The organism is Stenotrophomonas sp. SbOxS2, from assembly GCF_013416715.1.
Lineage (GTDB): Bacteria > Pseudomonadota > Gammaproteobacteria > Xanthomonadales > Xanthomonadaceae > Stenotrophomonas > Stenotrophomonas lactitubi.
The window spans coordinates 496,093-512,873 of sequence record NZ_JAAVXD010000003.1; the positions used below are offsets into that span (position 1 = coordinate 496,093).

Annotated in this window: 15 protein-coding genes; 11 read left to right on the top strand and 4 right to left on the bottom strand. The window is 66.1% G+C overall.

Translation table 11 applies throughout. The features are described from left to right. The first annotated feature begins 35 nt into the window (after positions 1-35). Positions 36-1,100: a hypothetical protein gene (locus HFK18_RS07470; RefSeq protein ID WP_180165475.1), complete on the top strand. Its 1,065-nt coding sequence runs from the start codon at positions 36-38 to the stop codon at positions 1,098-1,100. A gap of 177 nt (positions 1,101-1,277) precedes the next feature. Then, on the top strand, positions 1,278-1,730 hold the full coding sequence (locus tag HFK18_RS07475; protein ID WP_180165484.1) for a PA2169 family four-helix-bundle protein: 453 nt from the start codon (positions 1,278-1,280) through the stop codon (positions 1,728-1,730). 84 nt (positions 1,731-1,814) lie between these two features. Here the strand turns inward: HFK18_RS07475 and HFK18_RS07480 are convergent, their stop codons facing one another. After that, the gene (locus HFK18_RS07480) at positions 1,815-3,314 is read right to left on the bottom strand and encodes an MFS transporter (protein ID WP_257216089.1); all 1,500 of its coding nucleotides are present in this window, start codon (positions 3,312-3,314) and stop codon (positions 1,815-1,817) included. A gap of 76 nt (positions 3,315-3,390) precedes the next feature. Here HFK18_RS07480 and HFK18_RS07485 point away from each other — a divergent pair, with 76 nt between their 5' ends. The 5 genes from HFK18_RS07485 (at position 3,391) to HFK18_RS07500 (ending at position 7,074) form a co-directional block, all read left to right on the top strand. Further along, positions 3,391-4,296, top strand: coding sequence for a LysR substrate-binding domain-containing protein (locus HFK18_RS07485; RefSeq protein WP_180165486.1), 906 nt, complete (start codon positions 3,391-3,393; stop codon positions 4,294-4,296). 218 nt (positions 4,297-4,514) lie between these two features. Next, the gene (cml, locus tag HFK18_RS07490) at positions 4,515-5,699 is read left to right on the top strand and encodes a CmlA/FloR family chloramphenicol efflux MFS transporter (RefSeq protein WP_180165489.1); all 1,185 of its coding nucleotides are present in this window, start codon (positions 4,515-4,517) and stop codon (positions 5,697-5,699) included. Positions 5,700-5,821: 122 nt separating this feature from the next. After that, positions 5,822-6,340, top strand: a complete 519-nt coding sequence (locus HFK18_RS07495; protein WP_108268308.1) for a Rossmann fold nucleotide-binding protein — start codon at positions 5,822-5,824, stop codon at positions 6,338-6,340. 83 nt (positions 6,341-6,423) lie between these two features. Then, on the top strand, positions 6,424-6,624 hold the full coding sequence (locus tag HFK18_RS22010) for a hypothetical protein (protein WP_088101443.1): 201 nt from the start codon (positions 6,424-6,426) through the stop codon (positions 6,622-6,624). A gap of 99 nt (positions 6,625-6,723) precedes the next feature. Then, positions 6,724-7,074 (top strand): VOC family protein, encoded by a 351-nt coding sequence (locus HFK18_RS07500; protein ID WP_180165491.1) that lies wholly within the window; start codon positions 6,724-6,726, stop codon positions 7,072-7,074. Positions 7,075-7,120: 46 nt separating this feature from the next. Here HFK18_RS07500 and HFK18_RS07505 read toward each other — a convergent pair whose 3' ends face one another. After that, positions 7,121-7,417 (bottom strand): KGG domain-containing protein, encoded by a 297-nt coding sequence (locus tag HFK18_RS07505; RefSeq protein ID WP_180165492.1) that lies wholly within the window; start codon positions 7,415-7,417, stop codon positions 7,121-7,123. Positions 7,418-7,746: 329 nt separating this feature from the next. Here HFK18_RS07505 and HFK18_RS07510 point away from each other — a divergent pair, with 329 nt between their 5' ends. Beyond that, complete coding sequence (locus tag HFK18_RS07510) at positions 7,747-8,640, top strand: NAD(P)-dependent oxidoreductase (RefSeq protein WP_089237087.1); 894 nt, start codon at positions 7,747-7,749, stop codon at positions 8,638-8,640. Positions 8,641-8,849: 209 nt separating this feature from the next. Then, positions 8,850-11,384 (top strand): methyl-accepting chemotaxis protein, encoded by a 2,535-nt coding sequence (locus HFK18_RS22015; RefSeq protein ID WP_180165494.1) that lies wholly within the window; start codon positions 8,850-8,852, stop codon positions 11,382-11,384. Between the two features lie 72 nt (positions 11,385-11,456). On the opposite strand, the gene HFK18_RS07520 is transcribed toward HFK18_RS22015, so the two are convergent. Then, entirely contained in the window at positions 11,457-11,843 is a 387-nt protein-coding gene (locus HFK18_RS07520) for a DUF2628 domain-containing protein (protein WP_025879013.1), read from the bottom strand. A 218-nt stretch (positions 11,844-12,061) separates the two neighbouring features. Here HFK18_RS07520 and HFK18_RS07525 point away from each other — a divergent pair, with 218 nt between their 5' ends. Further along, positions 12,062-12,232 carry a hypothetical protein gene (locus HFK18_RS07525; protein ID WP_162887695.1) on the top strand — a complete coding sequence of 57 codons (171 nt, stop codon included), beginning with the start codon at positions 12,062-12,064 and terminating at the stop codon, positions 12,230-12,232. A gap of 57 nt (positions 12,233-12,289) precedes the next feature. On the opposite strand, the gene HFK18_RS07530 is transcribed toward HFK18_RS07525, so the two are convergent. Further along, positions 12,290-14,326, bottom strand: coding sequence for a TonB-dependent receptor (locus HFK18_RS07530; protein WP_180165496.1), 2,037 nt, complete (start codon positions 14,324-14,326; stop codon positions 12,290-12,292). A gap of 494 nt (positions 14,327-14,820) precedes the next feature. Here HFK18_RS07530 and mdoH point away from each other — a divergent pair, with 494 nt between their 5' ends. After that, positions 14,821-16,746 (top strand): glucans biosynthesis glucosyltransferase MdoH, encoded by a 1,926-nt coding sequence (gene mdoH, locus HFK18_RS07535; RefSeq protein ID WP_100553637.1) that lies wholly within the window; start codon positions 14,821-14,823, stop codon positions 16,744-16,746. Positions 16,747-16,781 lie beyond the last annotated feature (35 nt).

Below are 16,781 nucleotides of genomic sequence, written 5' to 3' on the forward strand. Positions count from 1 at the left end.
GCCCCGCGCGTTGCCGCAATCACGGAAGATTCCCCATGCCGAAGCTGTCTGCTCTTGCTGTTTTCCTGTCGCTCGCTGTCTGCACGACGAGCGCGCACGCCGACGAACAGGACAGCGCGTCGACCATCGCGTTCAAATCGATCAGCCCTGTGCTGAATGCTTTGATCAACGCCGATGATGCGCAGGAACTGATGCAGAAGGCCGAGGAGGACGACGCCACGCTGCTGCAGTCGCTGGCGCTGTACTTGGTGGCAACCCGCGAAGACGCAACGTTGGCGTTGGCGCCGTACCGCGCAGCGGCATTGTTCGCTCGCCGCGGTGACGATGCGCTTGCCGAGCGCTATCTGCGTGAAGCCGACGAGCGTGGCATGTGGTTCGCGCCCGCGCTGGCCGACAACGATGACTTCGAGCACCTGCGCGGAACCAAGTTCTTCAAGCAGGTGCTGGCCAACACGCAGGCACGCTACGCGCAGGTGTCGGCCGGCAAGGTGGGCGCCATCTCGGTACTGCAGCCTTCCAAGGGTGTTGCGATGCCGGCCTGTGCGCCGGTACTGGTGTGGCTGCACGGCTACGGCATCAACGGCCACCTGGACAGCAGCAAGCAGCCACTGGCCGATGCCGGTGTGGTGCTGCTGGGCATCAACGGTACGGAGATGCGCGAGTCGTTCGACAGCTTCAGCTGGACCGGCCCCTATGAAGGCACGCACACGGTGGTGCAGAAGGGGCTGGATACACTGGCCGCGCGCCGGTGTATCGATCGAAAGCAGGTCTACCTGATGGGTTTCTCGCAGGGCTCGCAGCATGCCGGTGCATTGCTGGCGCAGCACCCCGATGACTACGCCGGTGCATTGCTGGTGTCGCCGGGCGGTTGGCGCCAGCCGGTGCCTACGCAGAGCAGCGCACACGGCAAGCGCGTGTTCGTCATCAATGGCGAACAGGAAGGGCCGGCGAACCAGAAGATGAGCGCGGATTTCCGCGCGCTGTTCAGCGAAGGCAACGAAGTGCGTTCGCGCACGCATGGCGGCGGCCATTTCTATCCGGACGACTGGAAGACCTCGTTCCCGCAGGCCATTCGCTGGTTGATGGGCAAGGACGGCTGAGTGCTGATTCAGATGCAGTGAAGACGCCGCGTCGCCCGCGTGATCCAGTGGGGTGCCGTTGGGCAGCATGATCGCCGCATCAATCGGTGCTCACCCGCGAACCACGCGCGTTCGGCCAGTCTGGTGTCGCAGGCAACGGATACCACTGTTGTCCTTTCCCCAACGAGGAGACTACACATGAGCACCCAGTCCACCATCGAGCATCGCCTCAACGACCTGATCGAGATCGCACGTGATGGCAAGTCCTTCTACGAGGAAGCCGCAACGAAAGTGAAGGATGCCGAGCTGTCGGCATTGTTCGTCCGCATCGCCGGGGTAAAGGGCCGCATCGTGTCCTCGCTGAGCAGCTCGGTGGCCGCCACCGGTGGCAAGCCGGCCGAGCACGGCACCATGGTCGGTTCCATGCAGCAGCTCTACGGCAAGGTGCGCGCTGCCTTCGGCGATACCAACTACGGCTACGTGGCCGAACTTGAGGAGTCCGAGGATCGCCTGCTGGGCGCGTTCAAGGACGTGCTGAAGGACAACGACCTGCCGCCGGCGGTGCGCCAGGAAGTGACCCAGTGGCTGCCGGAAGTGCAGGAATGTCATTCGGTGATGCGCGCTCGCAAGCATGCGATGAAGGCTGCCTGATCGCATCTGGCGATCGTCCCCCACATCGCCACGGCCAGGGCAGCTTCGCGCTGCCCTGGCCGTTTCTGCACCTGTCATCTGCGCTCAGGCGCGTTTTCTGAGCAGGGCAACGGCCAGGCTGGCCAGCGTCGCTGCAGCCGCGGCGGTCCACAGGGACGCGGCAAAGCCTTGGCTGTACATCGCCCGTGCGAGATCGACCGGGGCTCCCTTGGTCAGCGCACCCGTGGCGATGCTGTCGGCCAGGCGCATGACGTCGTCGGCGGGAACGCGTGCTGACAGTCCGGCGCGGATGCCGACGGTCAAGGCGCTGGAGAGCACCGTGAAGCCGAGCAGGATGCCGACGAAGCGCGTCGTGGCGCTGATGCCCGAGGCCATGCCTGCGCGGTCACGAGGTGCCGAGCCGATGATGGCCTTGGAGGTTTCGCCGTTGAGGATGCCACCGCCCGCCCCGATGATGATCATCGCCAGCAGGGCCAGCGCCGGCATGTGGTGCCACGCGCCGATACCGGCCAGCGCGTTGCCAGCGGCAGTGACCGACAGGCCGATGGCCAGCACCATCTCACTCGAGAACCGACGGCCCAGGTGCCTGCCGACGCTTGGGAACAACAGCATTGCCGCGGCGAACGGCAGCATGCCTGCACCCGTGGCCAGCGCACTCAGGCCGACGCCGTTCTGCAGGTACTGCGGCAGCATCGAGGCCATCACCTGCGCGCTGACCGCGTAGCCGATCATGGCGATGAGTGCACCGACGAAGCGCGGGCTTGCAAGCAGCCGCAGGTCGACCATCGGATGCCGACGCTTGAGTTCGATGCAGGCAAACAACGCACCCATCGCGATGCCCAGGCCCAGACCAGCAAGCGCCACCACCGATGTCCATCCCTGCGCGAGCCCTTCCACCAGGAAGAACACGATGCCGAAGATCGCCAGGCTGAAGGTGATGATGCCGGGTGGGTCGAGTGGGCGTACCACCGTGTCGGCGGAGTCGGGTACCCAGCGGACCGCACCGTAGGCGAGGAAGGCGAGGAAGGGCAGGATCGCGATGAACACCGATCGCCATCCCCACAGCGAGGACAACAGTCCGCCGATCAGTGGCGAGAGCACCATCATCATGCCCATTGCTGTGCCCCAGAATGCCCAGGCATCGTCGCGTTGCTTGCCCTCGTGGAATTCGTGGCCGATCACCGACAGTGACGGCGCCAGCAGGAAGGCGGCACCCACGCCCTGGAACGCGCGGGCCAGATACAGAGCGCTGGCCGTCGGTGCCAACGCACAGGTCAGCGATGAGATGGCGAACAGTGCGATGCCGATCAGCAGTACGCGCCTGCGACCATGGCGATCGGCGATGGCACCGGCGGGGAGAAGCAGTGAGGTGAAGGACAGGATGTAGCAGCTGATCACCCATTCGATGTCGGCGAAGTCAGCCTGCAGATCCCGCGCGATGGTCGGCAGCGCGACGGCCACGGCGTTGGTTTCCAGCACTGTCATCGTGCAGCCGAGCGAGGCGATGATCAGGATCCAGTTGGGCGGCCTGCGGCGGGGAGGGGAGAGGGGCACCAGGTACTCGGGTGGAAGAAGAATGCCCATTCAAGCAGCTTCGATGGTTTGTTTCATTGCCCATGTTCTTGAAGTACGTTAGGCCCAAGCTAACGATCGGACGCGCATGGACCGTCGACATCTGCAGTACTACGTCGCACTGGCCGAGGAGCTGCATTTCGGACGCGCCGCGCTGCGCCTGGGTATCGCTACGCCGACGCTGAGCGTGCAGATCCAGGAGATCGAGCGTCGCCTGGGTACGCCCTTGTTCGATCGCAGCCGACGCGAGGTCACGCTGACCTCGGCCGGCGCGATCTTCCTGGCCGAAGCGCGCAACGTGCTGCGCCAGTTCGAGCAGGCAGAGGCGGTGGGCCGCCGCGCCGGTCGCGGCGAGATCGGCAGGATCGAGATCGGCTATGTGGGTTCGGCGGTCCATGCGGGCGCACTGCAGGAGCAGTTGCAGCGGTTCCGCAGCGCCTCGCCCGATGTGGTTCTGCAGGTCGGCGAATGGCCGATGGCCGACCTGCCGGACCTGCTGCTGGACGGTCGCATCGATGTGGTGTTCTGCAGGCTTCCTATGGAAATTCCCGATGCGCTCGGTTCGCACATCCTGATCGAAGACCAGTTCTGCGTAGCGTTGCCGGCATCGCACCCGCTGGCCCGCGCGGCGTTGCCGGTGCAGCCGGAGCTGCTGGCAAAGGAGGCGTTCATCATGCCGGAGCAGCCCGCAGGCACGCTGGAAGTCGCCCGCCGTGGCGGATTCGTGCCGGACATCCGCTCCCGTCCCGGTCATCTTGCCGCCGTACTCGCGCAGGTTGCGGTGGGCGATGGCGCGCTGGCGATCGTGCCGTCGGTGCTGCAGCGGACGCTGCTGCTGCCGGGCGTGGTCTATCTGCCGATCGCGGGGCCGGTCATCGCCTCGACCATCGCTGCGCTGTACCGTGAACAGGAAACGTCGCCGGTGGTGCGTCGGCTCATCGAGCAGGTGCGGTGCACGCCCTCCCGGCGCATCGACATGCTGCCCTTGCCCTGACGCCGTGCCGGACGCCGTTGCCGGTTACCCCGTAATTGCCTTGCTACACTGGCCGCATTCGATCTTCCACCGGATCATCAGATGAACAACGGGAACGGTCCGCAGACAGTCCGCTGAGCCGCAACAACGATACGCACGTTGTTGCGGTGGTCTTTACCTGCGATTTCCACGCACTGGGTTGATCACCGCCGGATTCCCTCCTGAGCGGATGTTTCCCCATGTCTGATCGAAAAGCCCTTCGCTGGGCCCATTCCCTGCCGGCCGCCATCGCGTTGATGGCTCCCTTCGACCTCCTGGCCTCGCTGGCCATGGATATCTACCTGCCTGTTGTATCGGCCATGCCGGATGCACTCGGCACATCGCCTGCCATCATCCAGTTGACGCTGAGTCTGTACATGCTCGTACTCGGGCTGGGTCAGCTGATCTTCGGCCCACTGTCGGACCGGATCGGGCGACGGCCTGTGCTGCTGATGGGCGCGCTGCTGTTCACGCTGGCGTCGTTCGCGCTCGCCGCGTGTAGTGGTGGTGCGGGGTTCCTGGCCTGGCGCGGCGTGCAGGCGATCGGTGCGTCGGCGGCCTTGGTCGCCACCTTCGCGACGGTGCGCGATGTGTATGCCGATACGGCCGAGGGTGTCACGCTCTACGGTCTGTTCGCCTCGATGCTGGCATTCGTGCCGGCACTCGGCCCGATCCTCGGCGCATTGATCGCCTACGCGCTGGGTTGGCGAGCCATTTTCATCGCGCTGGGCGTGCTGGGGCTGCTGGCAGGCGTGCGTGCATGCAGGGACTGGCAGGAGACGCGGCCACCGCAGCACGGCAACGCATTGCCCGCCTTCGCGCGCATCCTCGGCAATGCCGGGTTCTGGGTCCACGCAGTGGGATTCAGTGCGGCGATGGGCACGTTCTTCGTGTTCTTCTCGATCGCCCCGCGAGTGCTGATGGGGCGCGCAGGCTATTCGCCGATGGGCTTCAGCCTGGCCTTCGCGACGGTTGCGCTGGTGATGATCGTTACCTCGCGCTTCGCCGCGTGGTTCATCGGGCGATGGGGCATGGGTGGCAGCTTCCTGCGTGGATTGATGGTGATGATCGGCGGCGTGCTGGTCATGGCGACGGCGGCGATGCTGCCGCCTTCATTTGCCACTATCGTGTTGCCGATGTGGCTTGTGGCCATCGGCATCGTGATGGTGGTGGCGGTGGCAGCCAACGGTGCACTGCGTGATTTCGCCGATGCATCCGGCACGGCGGTGGCGCTCTACTACGCCGTGCAGAGCCTGATCGTGGCCACGCTTGGCACGCTCGCGACGCTGCTGCTGCCGGGCGACACGGTCTGGCCGCTGGTGGCCTATGGACTGCTGCTGCCGTCGCTGAGCCTGGTTGGTCTGCTGATGCTGCGACGGTCGTGAAGTGAGCAGCCAGCATCAGAAAGGGATGGATGAGCGTGTTACTTTCCCGCCTCGGGCAATCGAACGCGCTGTGTGGATCGACTCTGCCTCCCTGCTTTCCTTGCCATTGTCCAGGTCGCTGCATGACACCATCCTTCCGCAAGCCCCAGATCGCGATCCTTGGTAGTGCCGATCCCGGTTCACTGGCGTTCGACCTCGCTGCACAGGCGGGGAGATTCCTCGCCGAAAGTGGAATCACCCTGGTCAGCGGCTGCGGCAGCCCGGCCACGCGGGTGGCAGCCGAGCATGCAGTCGCAGCTGGCGGCACGGTGCTGAGTGTGATTCCGGAAGGCAGCATGCCCGCAGCGGACTGGCCGGCAACGGTGGTCGTGCCCTGCGGCATGGGCGATGCCCGCAATCTCATCATGGCCCTGGCCGGCGATGCCTGCATCGTCATCGGCGGGCGCGCAGGTACGATTTCCGAGGTATGTCTGGCCTGGCTGCACAAGCGGCCGTTGCTGCCGCTGGTGGGCGCGGGTGGCTGGTCGGATGGTCTTCCCGGCAACCCTCCCGATGAGCGCGGGAACTCGCCGATACTGCCGTGGCACGACATCGCGGAGCTGCGCGCGCAGCTCCGCCATCTGCAGCTGCTGGCAGGCTGAACCGGCACTTTCACTTCCTCTCCCGTACACGCGGGTAGGGTGATCCGGCCTGGAGTCACCAGGCCTATCAAGGAGTGATATCGATGCGAGCCATCAGGAAAGTGATCGCTGCTGCAGTGTTTGCACTTGCGTGTACCGGTTCGGTGGCGGTGGCCGGTCCGGTGCAGCCGTGCGACTTCCCGTGCTGGAAGGCGTACCAGGCCTGCGTTTCCGGCGGCGGTGATGCCATGGAGTGCCAGTTCGAATACGATCGCTGTGTCATGGACAGGTGCGGCGCCGTCTGAGGCCTGCATACCGTTCGCATTGGGGGGCCCGAACCATGGGCCCCTTTCCACCCGGCCGCAGGCACGTGGTCCGCGGTCGTGATCGTCTGGAGCCGCCACATGGCTGTAAAACGCGTCGTCGCCAACATCGCCAGTGCCGATCCTGCGCAGGCGGCTGCGTTCTACGGAGACATCCTCGGCATGGACATCGTGATGGACCACGGCTGGATCGTCACCTACGGCGGGCAGGGCACAGCACTGGCACAGCTCAGCGTCGCCAGCGAAGGCGGATCGGGTACGCCGGTGCCGGATCTTTCGATCGAGGTGGACGACCTGGAGGGCGTGCTCGAACGCCTGCGACACGCGAACATCGCGCTTGAATATGGCCCGGCCGAAGAGCCATGGGGCGTGCGTCGCTTCTACGTGCGCGACCCGTTCGGTCGCCTGTTGAACATACTCGCCCACCGCTGACTGGAAGACCGCGGCTAATCCGCCCTTCGACGCTGGCAGTGATCGCTCAACCCTGTTGGTTGCCGCCAGGCTTGCCGGGCATGTTCTGCTGTTGCTGTTGCTGGCGGGCACTGGCATGCCGTGCATGCCCACCTTCACGCCCGATCGCGGCCATGTGCTGGCGATCCTGGCTGATCGCTTCGCCGCCCTTGCGGCCCGCCACGCGGGCCTCATCCGGACTGAACTGGTGCGCATTGCCGGATGCGTGTGCGGCGCGTCCGCCTTTCGATGCGATCGCGCGCTGTTTGTCCTCGTCCATCGAGGCGAAGCCACGATTGCTGCTGCCAGTGCGTGAGTTGGCCATTGCCGATCTCCGGAGGTGGAATGGGATGCCGCCATCAGCGACGGCTTCATGCTCCACATCGGGGGCTAACGGCAGGTGGACGTCGGCCACATTGGACTCACATGCCCTGCGCATGCGTTTGACAACCCGTTACCGCGCAGGGAGCGCCGAGACCAGCAGCCGGTCACCATGGCGGTGAGCGGTGGCACCCTGTCACGGTCGAGTATGGGCCATCGGCCTGATGCGGATGGCATGCAGAATGTCATCGGTTCCTATCGCCGATGCCATCGGGCTTGCCTAGAATCGGTATATCCCGGTAGGTCCCGGGCGCTGTCGAGTGAATGGATTCAATGAAGATTCTGTTGACCGGAAGTTCCGGGCGGATAGGGCGCGCGATCTTCGGTGCGCTGGCGGGTGCCAATGAGGTGGTGGGGCTGGATCGCAGTCCCTTCGCCACCACGCGGGTGATTGCCGATGTGACCGACCGCCGGGCGCTGGAGCGCGCTGTGCAGGGGGTCGATGCCGTGATCCACACCGCGGCACTGCACGCACCCCACGTGGGCCTGGTACCCGACGCGGTGTTCCAGCAGATCAACGTGGAGGCCACCGCGAACCTGCTGCAGCTTGCGCGCGAGGCTGGCGTGCAGCGCTTCGTGCTGACCAGCACCACGGCGTTGTACGGCCATGCCGTGGTGTCCGGCGGCTGCCGTTGGATCGACGAGGACACCGAGCCGCTGCCACGCACGATCTATCACCGCACCAAGCTGCAGGCCGAGGCCGCTGCCGAAGCGGCGGCCAGTGCAACGTTCACCGTGCGCGTGCTGCGGATGGCACGCTGCTTCCCCGAGCCGCCTGACCGCATGGCGATGTTCCGCCTGCACCGCGGTATCGACGCGCGCGACGTGGCCAGCGCGCATGCCGCGCTGCTTCACGATGAAGGCGCACCCTTCCAGCGCTACCTCGCCTGTGCGCCGACGCCGTTCCGGCGCGAGGACTGCCTGCAGCTGGCGGCCGATCCGCGCCAGGTGCTGGCGCGCCGCGCACCGCAGCTGCTGGCCGAGTTCGAGCGCCGTGGCTGGCCGCTGCCGCTCAGCATCGACCGGGTCTATGACAGCAGCCGGATGCGCGCAGCGCTGGGCTGGCAGCCGCGTTTCGGTCCAGAGGACGTCCTGCAGCAGTACGCCGCGGGCAGCATCGAGGTCCTGCCCCGCGCGGAGTGGATCCGCGACCGCGTGGCCGAGTAGCACGGGCCGCTGTCGACGGCCGCAGCTGAGCAGGTTCAGGTTTGTGCGTGCGCTGAGCCTCAACCTCGCCCGGCCATGGCCGCTAACCCGGTGCGCGCTTTCCTGCGCCGGGTTCCGATCCGGCAGGGCAGGCGGCCCGCGCGATGGATCGCGCATCTGCGCGGTGCCCTGGTGGCACCGGTCGACCTGAACTGCCTGCGGATCCTCCCATGTCTTCTTCCCGTTCCGTCGCTGCCCGTCGCCCCGGCAGCATCGCCCACAAGCTGATGCTGGGCACCGCGGTGATCGCGTTGCTGTGCTTCGGCGCGACCGCGTTCCTGATCTATCACCAGGCCAGTTCGGCGCTGGTGTCGTCCTCGCGGCAGACCATGGCCAGTGAAGCCCGTGCCGAGGCGCGCCAGGTGGCTGCCGACCTGGGCACGGCCTTCGCCAGCAACGATGCGATGGTGGAAACCGTGCTGGCCCAGCGTGCGCGCGGTGATGCGCCTGATCGTGCCAGCCTGGCCAACGTCATCGGCGAGCAGCTGCACGCGCACCCGGAATGGCTGGGCAAGAGCACCATGTGGGAAGCCAATGCCTTCGACGGCAAGGATGCCGAGTTCGTCAACAGCGAGGCGCACGACGCCACCGGCCGCTACATGAGCTACTGGGCCTGGCAGGACGGCAAGCCGCAGCAGTCGACGATGACCGACTACACCGAGACGCCCAGCGGCTCGGGCAACTGGTACATGGTGCCCAGCCGCGACAAGCTGCCGCTGGTCAGCGAACCGTATGCCTACGACATCGGCGGCAAGCAGGTGCTGATGAGCACGCTGAGCACGCCGATCGTCGAGAACGGTACCTTCCTCGGCGTCTTCACCGTCGACTTCTCGCTGGACGCGCTGCAGAAGCACCTGGCCACGCTGACGCCGATGGGTGCCGGCCGTGTCGAGCTGCTGTCGCCGAAGGGCGTGGTGCTGGCCTCGGCCGATGCTGCCGAGATCGGCAAGGCGCGCACCGATGCCGCCACCCTCGGCATGCTGGCGCAGATCGCCGCCGACAAGACCTACGAAGCGTTCGAGCCCGACGCTGCCGGCAACGTCCGCCTGTACGTGCCGTTGCAGGTGGGGGACGCGCCGCAGCGTTTCGCGCTGGGTGTGGTGGTGCCGCACGCGGTGATCATCGCGCAGGCCCGCGAGCTGCTGTGGATCATCCTGCTGGTGGGTGTGGTGGCCGCGCTGGTGCTCAGCGGCGGTGTCTACCTGCTGCTGCAGCGGCTGGCCGTGCGGCCGCTGGCGCAGGCGGTGCGCATCGCCGGCGACGTGGCCGCGGGCAAGCTGGATACCGCCATGCCGGCGCTGGGCAACGATGAAGTGGGCCGGTTGCTGGACGCGATGCAGGGTATGCGTGGCCAGCTGCAGGCAGTAATGGCCGCACAGGCGGAAATGGCGCGCCGCCATGATGCCGGTGAAATCAGCTACCGCATGGATGCCTCGGTGTTCCCGGGCGAGTACGGCCGCATGGTGGCCGACAGCAACCAGCTGGTGGCCGACAGCAACGCGGTCACCCAACGCCTGGTTGAAGTGATGCAGCGCTACGCGGTGGGCGACCTGAGCGTGGACATGGACGCACTGCCGGGCGAAAAGGCGGTATTCACCGCTGCCATGGCAACCACCAAGAGCAACCTGGCGGCGATCAACGAGCAGATCCAGCAGTTGGCCGCCGCCGCCGCAGCGGGTGATTTCGCGGTGCGCGGCGATGCACAGCGCTTCGAGCATGATTTCCGCCGCATGGTGGAAACCCTGAATACCATGATGCAGGTCAGTGACCACAACCTGGCCGCGCTGTCGACGCTGCTGCGCGCCATCGCCGCCGGTGACCTGAGTACGCGGATGGAGGGTGACTTCCACGGGGTGTTCGCGGTGATGCGCGATGATGCCAACAGCACCGTGCAGCAGTTGACCCAGATCGTCGGCCAGATCCAGCAGTCCGCATCCAGCATCCGCTTGGCCGCAGGCGAGATCGCTTCCGGCAACAGCGACCTGTCACGCCGCACCGAGCAGCAGGCGGCCAATCTGGAAGAAACCGCCGCGTCCATGGAGGAACTCACCTCCACCGTGCGCCAGAACGCCGATCATGCCCTTCAGGCCAACAAGCTGGCGGCCTCGGCCGCGGGCGTTGCCAGCGAAGGCGGGCAGGTGGTCAGCCAGGTGGTGCAGACCATGGAGCAGATCGAGACCTCTTCGCAGCGTATCGCCGAGATCATCTCGGTGATCGATGGCATCGCCTTCCAGACCAACATCCTGGCATTGAACGCGGCGGTGGAAGCGGCGCGCGCGGGCGAACAGGGCCGTGGCTTTGCGGTGGTCGCCAGCGAAGTGCGCGCGCTGGCGCAGCGCTCGGCGGGCGCGGCAAAGGAGATCAAGGAGCTGATCGACGCCTCGGTCGGCCATGTCGGTGCCGGTGCGCAGCTGGTGCATGGTGCCGGCCGCACGATGCAGGAGATCGTCGGCCAGGTCGGCCGGGTCAACGAGATCATGGCCGAGATCTCGGCCGCCTCGCGCGAACAGTCGGCCGGTATCGAACAGGTCAACCAGACCGTGGTGCAGATGGACGAGACCACCCAGCAGAATGCTGCGCTGGTGGAAGAAGCCACGGCGGCGGCGCGGGCGATGGAAGAACAGGCCGAGCAGCTGGCGGTGGCGGTGTCACGCTTCCGCCTGCAGGCCGACACCCGCCCCACGGCCACGTTGCGCGCTGCCTGACCGGGGCCGTGAACGAAGACGCCCGGCCAAGGCCGGGCGTCGATGTGCTGCTGCGCTGTTGAACGCTGCGGCTTAGAACATGCCTTCGAAGGGGTTCCAGCTGGTGTTGCCCTTCACCTGTTCCAGGTAGTAGCTGTAGTTGGTGCTCGACGCGACCAGGAAGTTCATCGCGATGAACAGTGCACGGGCCACGATGTCCGGCAGCACCAGGCTGACCGCGATCAGCACGATGTTGATGCCGATCACCACCAGCGCCTTGCGCCACATGCCCAGGATGAACAGATAGATCGCGCCGAAGAAGAAGGCGAAGAAGTTCAGGTTGATCTTCAGGCGGTCGCCGAAGGACAGCGCCTTCCACGCCTGCTTGAAGCCGGGCTCCTTGGGGGCGCCGTGCTGCTGGAAGAAGTTGAAGCGGAACTGCCACTTCGGGCTGAAGCGGGTCAGGTCGACGGTATTCATGTGAGTAGGGACTTCCCTGTTAGGAAAACGTTTTCATAATAAGTGAGTCGCATTCAGCAAGCCAGCTTGGAGCGTCAAAAATGTGACGTTCCTACGGCAAAGGGCTTGCGTCCCGGTGCCGCACCGTCACCCATCCGCCTTGTTTTTAGGATAGGGTGCGCAGTTCCGCTGCCACCCCGGTGTTTCATGGGTAACAGCGGTATGTCCATGGAGGTTGCATGACCACACCTGCTACACCGGAAAACGCACCCGGACCGGTGCTCCTGCCGACACCCGAAGTGGTGCAGGCACAACAACTGCTCGCCCGCCAGCAACTGGCGGTGGCGATGGACCGTGCGCGCATCGCGGCCAGCCGCGACGCTGCACCGGCTGTGCTGGAAAACGACTGAGCCTGAAAAAGCCCCCACGATCGCGCTGGCCTGTTGCCAGCGCGATCGCCGTGCGCATCAGAAGCGCGCGGTCATGCTGAGGAAGTAGCTGCGGCCGGCGACGAAGTAGTCGGTGGCGCCGTCGGCGTACAGCTTCTTGTCGGCCAGGTTGCTGACGCCGCCACGCAGGGTCAGCACCTCGTTGACGTTCCAGGCAGCGGTCAGGTCATACAGCGTGTAGGCCTTCAGGAAGGTATTGACCACGCCGGTCTGCTTGCCGGTGTACTGCGCCGACAGGCTGCTGGAGAACACCGTGTTCGGCGTCCAGTCCAGCGACGAATAGCCTGAGAACTCCGGGGTGTCGATCAGGTTGCGGCCGGTGGTCAGGTTCTTGGCTTCCTTCATCCAGGTCGCCGAGGTGCGCCAGCGCCAGTGATCGCCGAAGCGGAAGTTGAGGTTGCCTTCCATGCCGCTGGTGCGCGCGCGCTGCACGTTGCTCATGCGCGTCCACCAGTAACCGTTGAAGAAGCCCAGCGCTTCGTATTCGATCTTGTTCCTGAAGTCGGTATGGAAGTAGGTCAGGCCGGCGTCGACCAGATCGTTGTCGAAGCTGACGCCGATCTCGCGGTTGGTGCTGGTTTCCGGGTCCAGGTCGGGGTTGCCGGCCATGTAGCAGCCGCCACGCACGTAGCCCAGCGGGTACAGCGAGGTGCAGCCGCGGCCGCCGGACTGGGTCGCCGCGCTGGGCGAATTCTCGGTCAGGCTCGGCGCGCGGAAGCCTTTGGAGACGCCGCCACGGATCGTCCATTGCTCGCTCGGGTGCCAGACCAGGTAGGCGCGCGGACTGACATGGCTGCCGAACTGCTCATGGTGGTCCAGGCGCGCGCCCAGGGTCAGGGCCAGGGTGCGGTGCAGCTTCAGCTCGTCTTCGACGAACAGCGCCCAGGTATCCACTTCCAGGGTGGAACCGACCACCGGTTTGCCGGCGTAGTCGATCGGTGCCTGGCCGATGGTGTCGGTGTTGGTCAGCTCCTGGCGCTTCCATTGGCCGCCCACCGCGAACTGGTGGTCCACGCCCAGGGTGAAGGGCGTGCTCAGGCTGCCTTCGATGATCGTATCGGTTGCCTCGGAGCGACCGGTGGCGCCGATGTCGTTCTTGTACTCGGTCCAGTACGCGCTGAGCTTGGAGGTACCGAAATCCCACTTGCCGTCATGGTTCAACGCCAGCGAGCTGCGCTTGAGTTCACTGGCACCCCATGCGCCTTCGTCCTGCTTCTCCAGCGCCTGGGCGATGAAGGCCTGCTGCACGCCATGGCCCGCTTCCAGCGACACTTCCTGTGCCTCGCTCAGTTTCCACTGCAGCAGCGCGTCGACATTGCGGTCCTTTTCGCCGGCATAGGCATTGCCATACACGCCGCCGTTGGAGCGGTCCGAATCGCGGCGCATGCTGTTGGCACCGATGCGCAGGCCGAAGCGCTCGCCCAGCGGGCCGGAGAAGGTCGCGCCGATCTGCTGGGTGTCGCCACGGTCGCCATCCTGCGGCCGGGTGTAGCTGTGGGTGGCGCTGCCGTTCCAGCTGTCGCCGATGCGCTTGGTGATGATGTTGATCACCCCGCCCATCGCGTCCGAGCCATACAGCGAGGACATCGGACCGCGCACCACTTCGATGCGCTCGATCTGATCGGGCGAAATCCAGTTCAGGTCCTGGCGGCCCAGGTCGGGGCGGTAGTTGGTCGAGGCCGAGCTGCCCATGCGCTTGCCGTCCACCAGCACCAGCGTGTAGTTGGACGGCATCCCGCGCAGCTTGATCTTGGACTGCTCACCGGCGGCGCTGAGCCCACCGGTCACGCCCGGAATGCGGCTGAGCAGGGTGGCCAGGTCGTGCACCGGCTGGCGCTCGATGTCTTCGCGGCTGATCACGCTGATGCTGGCCGGGGCATCCTTGATCCACTGCTGGTTGCCCGAGGCGGTGACCACCACGGTATCCAGGTCCTTGGTCGAGGCATCGGCGCTGGCTTCAGCGGCGGCGAGGGCGGGCAGGGTCAGCAGGCAGGCGGCGGCCAGAGCACTGGCCAGGCGGGTGCGCGACAGGCGCGCGGAACGAAGAGGGGACATGACGGCTTCCAAGGGAGAGGAGAGACCCGGTGGAAGCAGCAGGCGCACGCAGACAGCAGGCAGCCACCCCTTCCCTGGGTCGTCGGGCGCGCGGTAGGTCCGGCGCAGCTGGGTGGGTCCGGTGCGCGAAGCGCGGTGACCTGCCTGGTTAACGGAATGATAACCGTTCTCGTTTGTTACGATCCAGTACTTCCCGGGATGAATCGACATTCCCGGGCTGCGTGCCGCGGTTCGCCTGCTGATTGCTGAATGGGGAGATTTCCCGGCGTAGACCTTCGCACCCGGCTTACATTCGGGGCCATAGACTGAGCCGCATTTTTCGATTCCGCCCCGTTGGAGATCGTGTGGGTTCCGGTAGTGACAGACATCGACTGCGCGGCGTGACGCCGTGGCAGACAGGACAAGTGCGGACGCCGGGAACGCGTGCCAGGAACCTTGGTGCATGCAGCCCGGCCGGGACGGCCGGTCCTGCGGCCTGCAGGGAGTAGGCGGCCATGGGGAGTGAAACCATCGACGCGGAACCGGTCACGGCCGGTCCCGACGCGGGCTGGGCCCTGCTGCCCGCCGAAGCGCCACTGGTCATGCCCGAACAGACGCTGCGCGAAGGCGCGCTGAAAGTACGGCGCCATCGCACCTCGCCGCGCATGATCGGCCTGCGTCGCCTGTACATCCTTGGCGGCACGGTGGCGATGACCGCCGTGGCTACCCGCATGATGTGGCGGGTGTTGTCCGGCAACGGCATCAGTGTGCTGGAGGCCTGCCTGCTGGTGCTGTTCGTCGGCCTGTTCGCGTGGATCGCGTTGTCCTTTGCCAGTGCCGTGGCCGGCTTCCTGACGGCCGTGTTCGACCGCGGCTACCGCCTGGGCATCGATCCGGACAAGCCGCTGCCGACCGTGCATAGCCGCACCGCGCTGCTGATGCCCACCTACAACGAAGACCCGCGCCGGCTGCTGGCCGGCCTGCGCGCGATCTACGAATCGGTGGCGGCCACCGGCCAGCTGCAGCGTTTCGATTTCTTCGTGCTCAGCGATACCCGTCGCGAGGACATCGCGCGTGCCGAAGAGCAGGTGTTCGCCGAGCTGCGCGAACTGGTGCCCGATGGCCAGGCGCGGCTGTTCTATCGCCGCCGTGGTGACAACAGCGCGCGCAAGGCCGGCAACATCGCCGACTGGGTACGCCGCTTCGGCGGTGCCTACCCGCAGATGCTGATCCTGGATGCCGACAGCCTGATGACCGGTGACAGCATCGTGCGCTTGGTGGCCGGCATGGAGCACAACGCCGACGTCGGCCTGATCCAGACCCTGCCATCGGTCATCGGCGGCCGCACCCTGTTCTCGCGCATGCAGCAGTTCGGCGGGCGCGTGTACGGCCCGGTGATCGCTCGTGGCGTGGCCTGGTGGCACGGTGCCGAAAGCAATTACTGGGGGCACAACGCGATCATCCGCACCCGGGCCTTCGCCGACCACGCCGGCCTGCCGGAGCTGCCGGGGCGCAAGCCGTTCGGCGGCCACGTGCTGAGCCATGATTTCGTGGAAGCGGCGCTGATGCGCCGTGGTGGCTGGGCTGCGCACATGGTGCCCTACCTGGGTGGCAGCTACGAAGAAGGCCCGCCGACGTTGACCGACCTGCTGGTGCGCGATCGCCGCTGGTGCCAAGGCAACCTGCAGCACGGCAAGGTGGTGGGCAGCCGTGGCCTGCACTGGATCAGCCGCGTACACATGCTGATCGGCATCGGCCATTACTTCACCGCACCGATGTGGGCGATGCTGATGCTGATCGGCATCGCCATCCCGTTGTTCCAGGAAGGCATCGATTTCAATGCGCTGCTGCATCTGTCGCCCAGCGTGTACTGGCGCGCGCAGGATGAAGAGCAGGTGGTGCGCCTGTTCGCCGCCACCATGGCGGTGCTGCTGATGCCCAAGGTGCTGGGGTACCTGGCAATGCTGCTCGACCCGGTCGAACGCCGTGGCTGCGGTGGCGCGATCCGCGCATTCCTGTCGATGCTGGTGGAAACCGTGCTGGCCGCACTGATGGCGCCGGTGGTGATGTACGTGCAGTCGCGCGGCGTGGCCGAGGTGCTGTCCGGGCGTGACTCGGGCTGGGATGCCCAGCAGCGCGATGACGGTGGCATCTCGTGGATTTCGCTGGTGCGCGGCTACGGCGGCCTGGGTGTGTTTGGCGCCTTCATGGGCGTGCTGGCGTGGGCGGTGTCGCCGTCGCTGGCGGCCTGGATGGCGCCGGTGGTGATCGGCATGGTGCTGGCGGTGCCGGTGGTGGCACTGACCTCGCTGCGCGGGCCGGGTGCCTTCCTGCATCGTCTCGGCCTGCTCGACATCCCCGAAGAGAACATCCCGCCGCCGGTGCTGGTGCGCGCCGCACAGCTGCGCCGGGAAGCCGCCGAGCAACCGCCGCTGTACTGATCGCACCGTGCCAGCGGCATAATGCGGCTCGAACG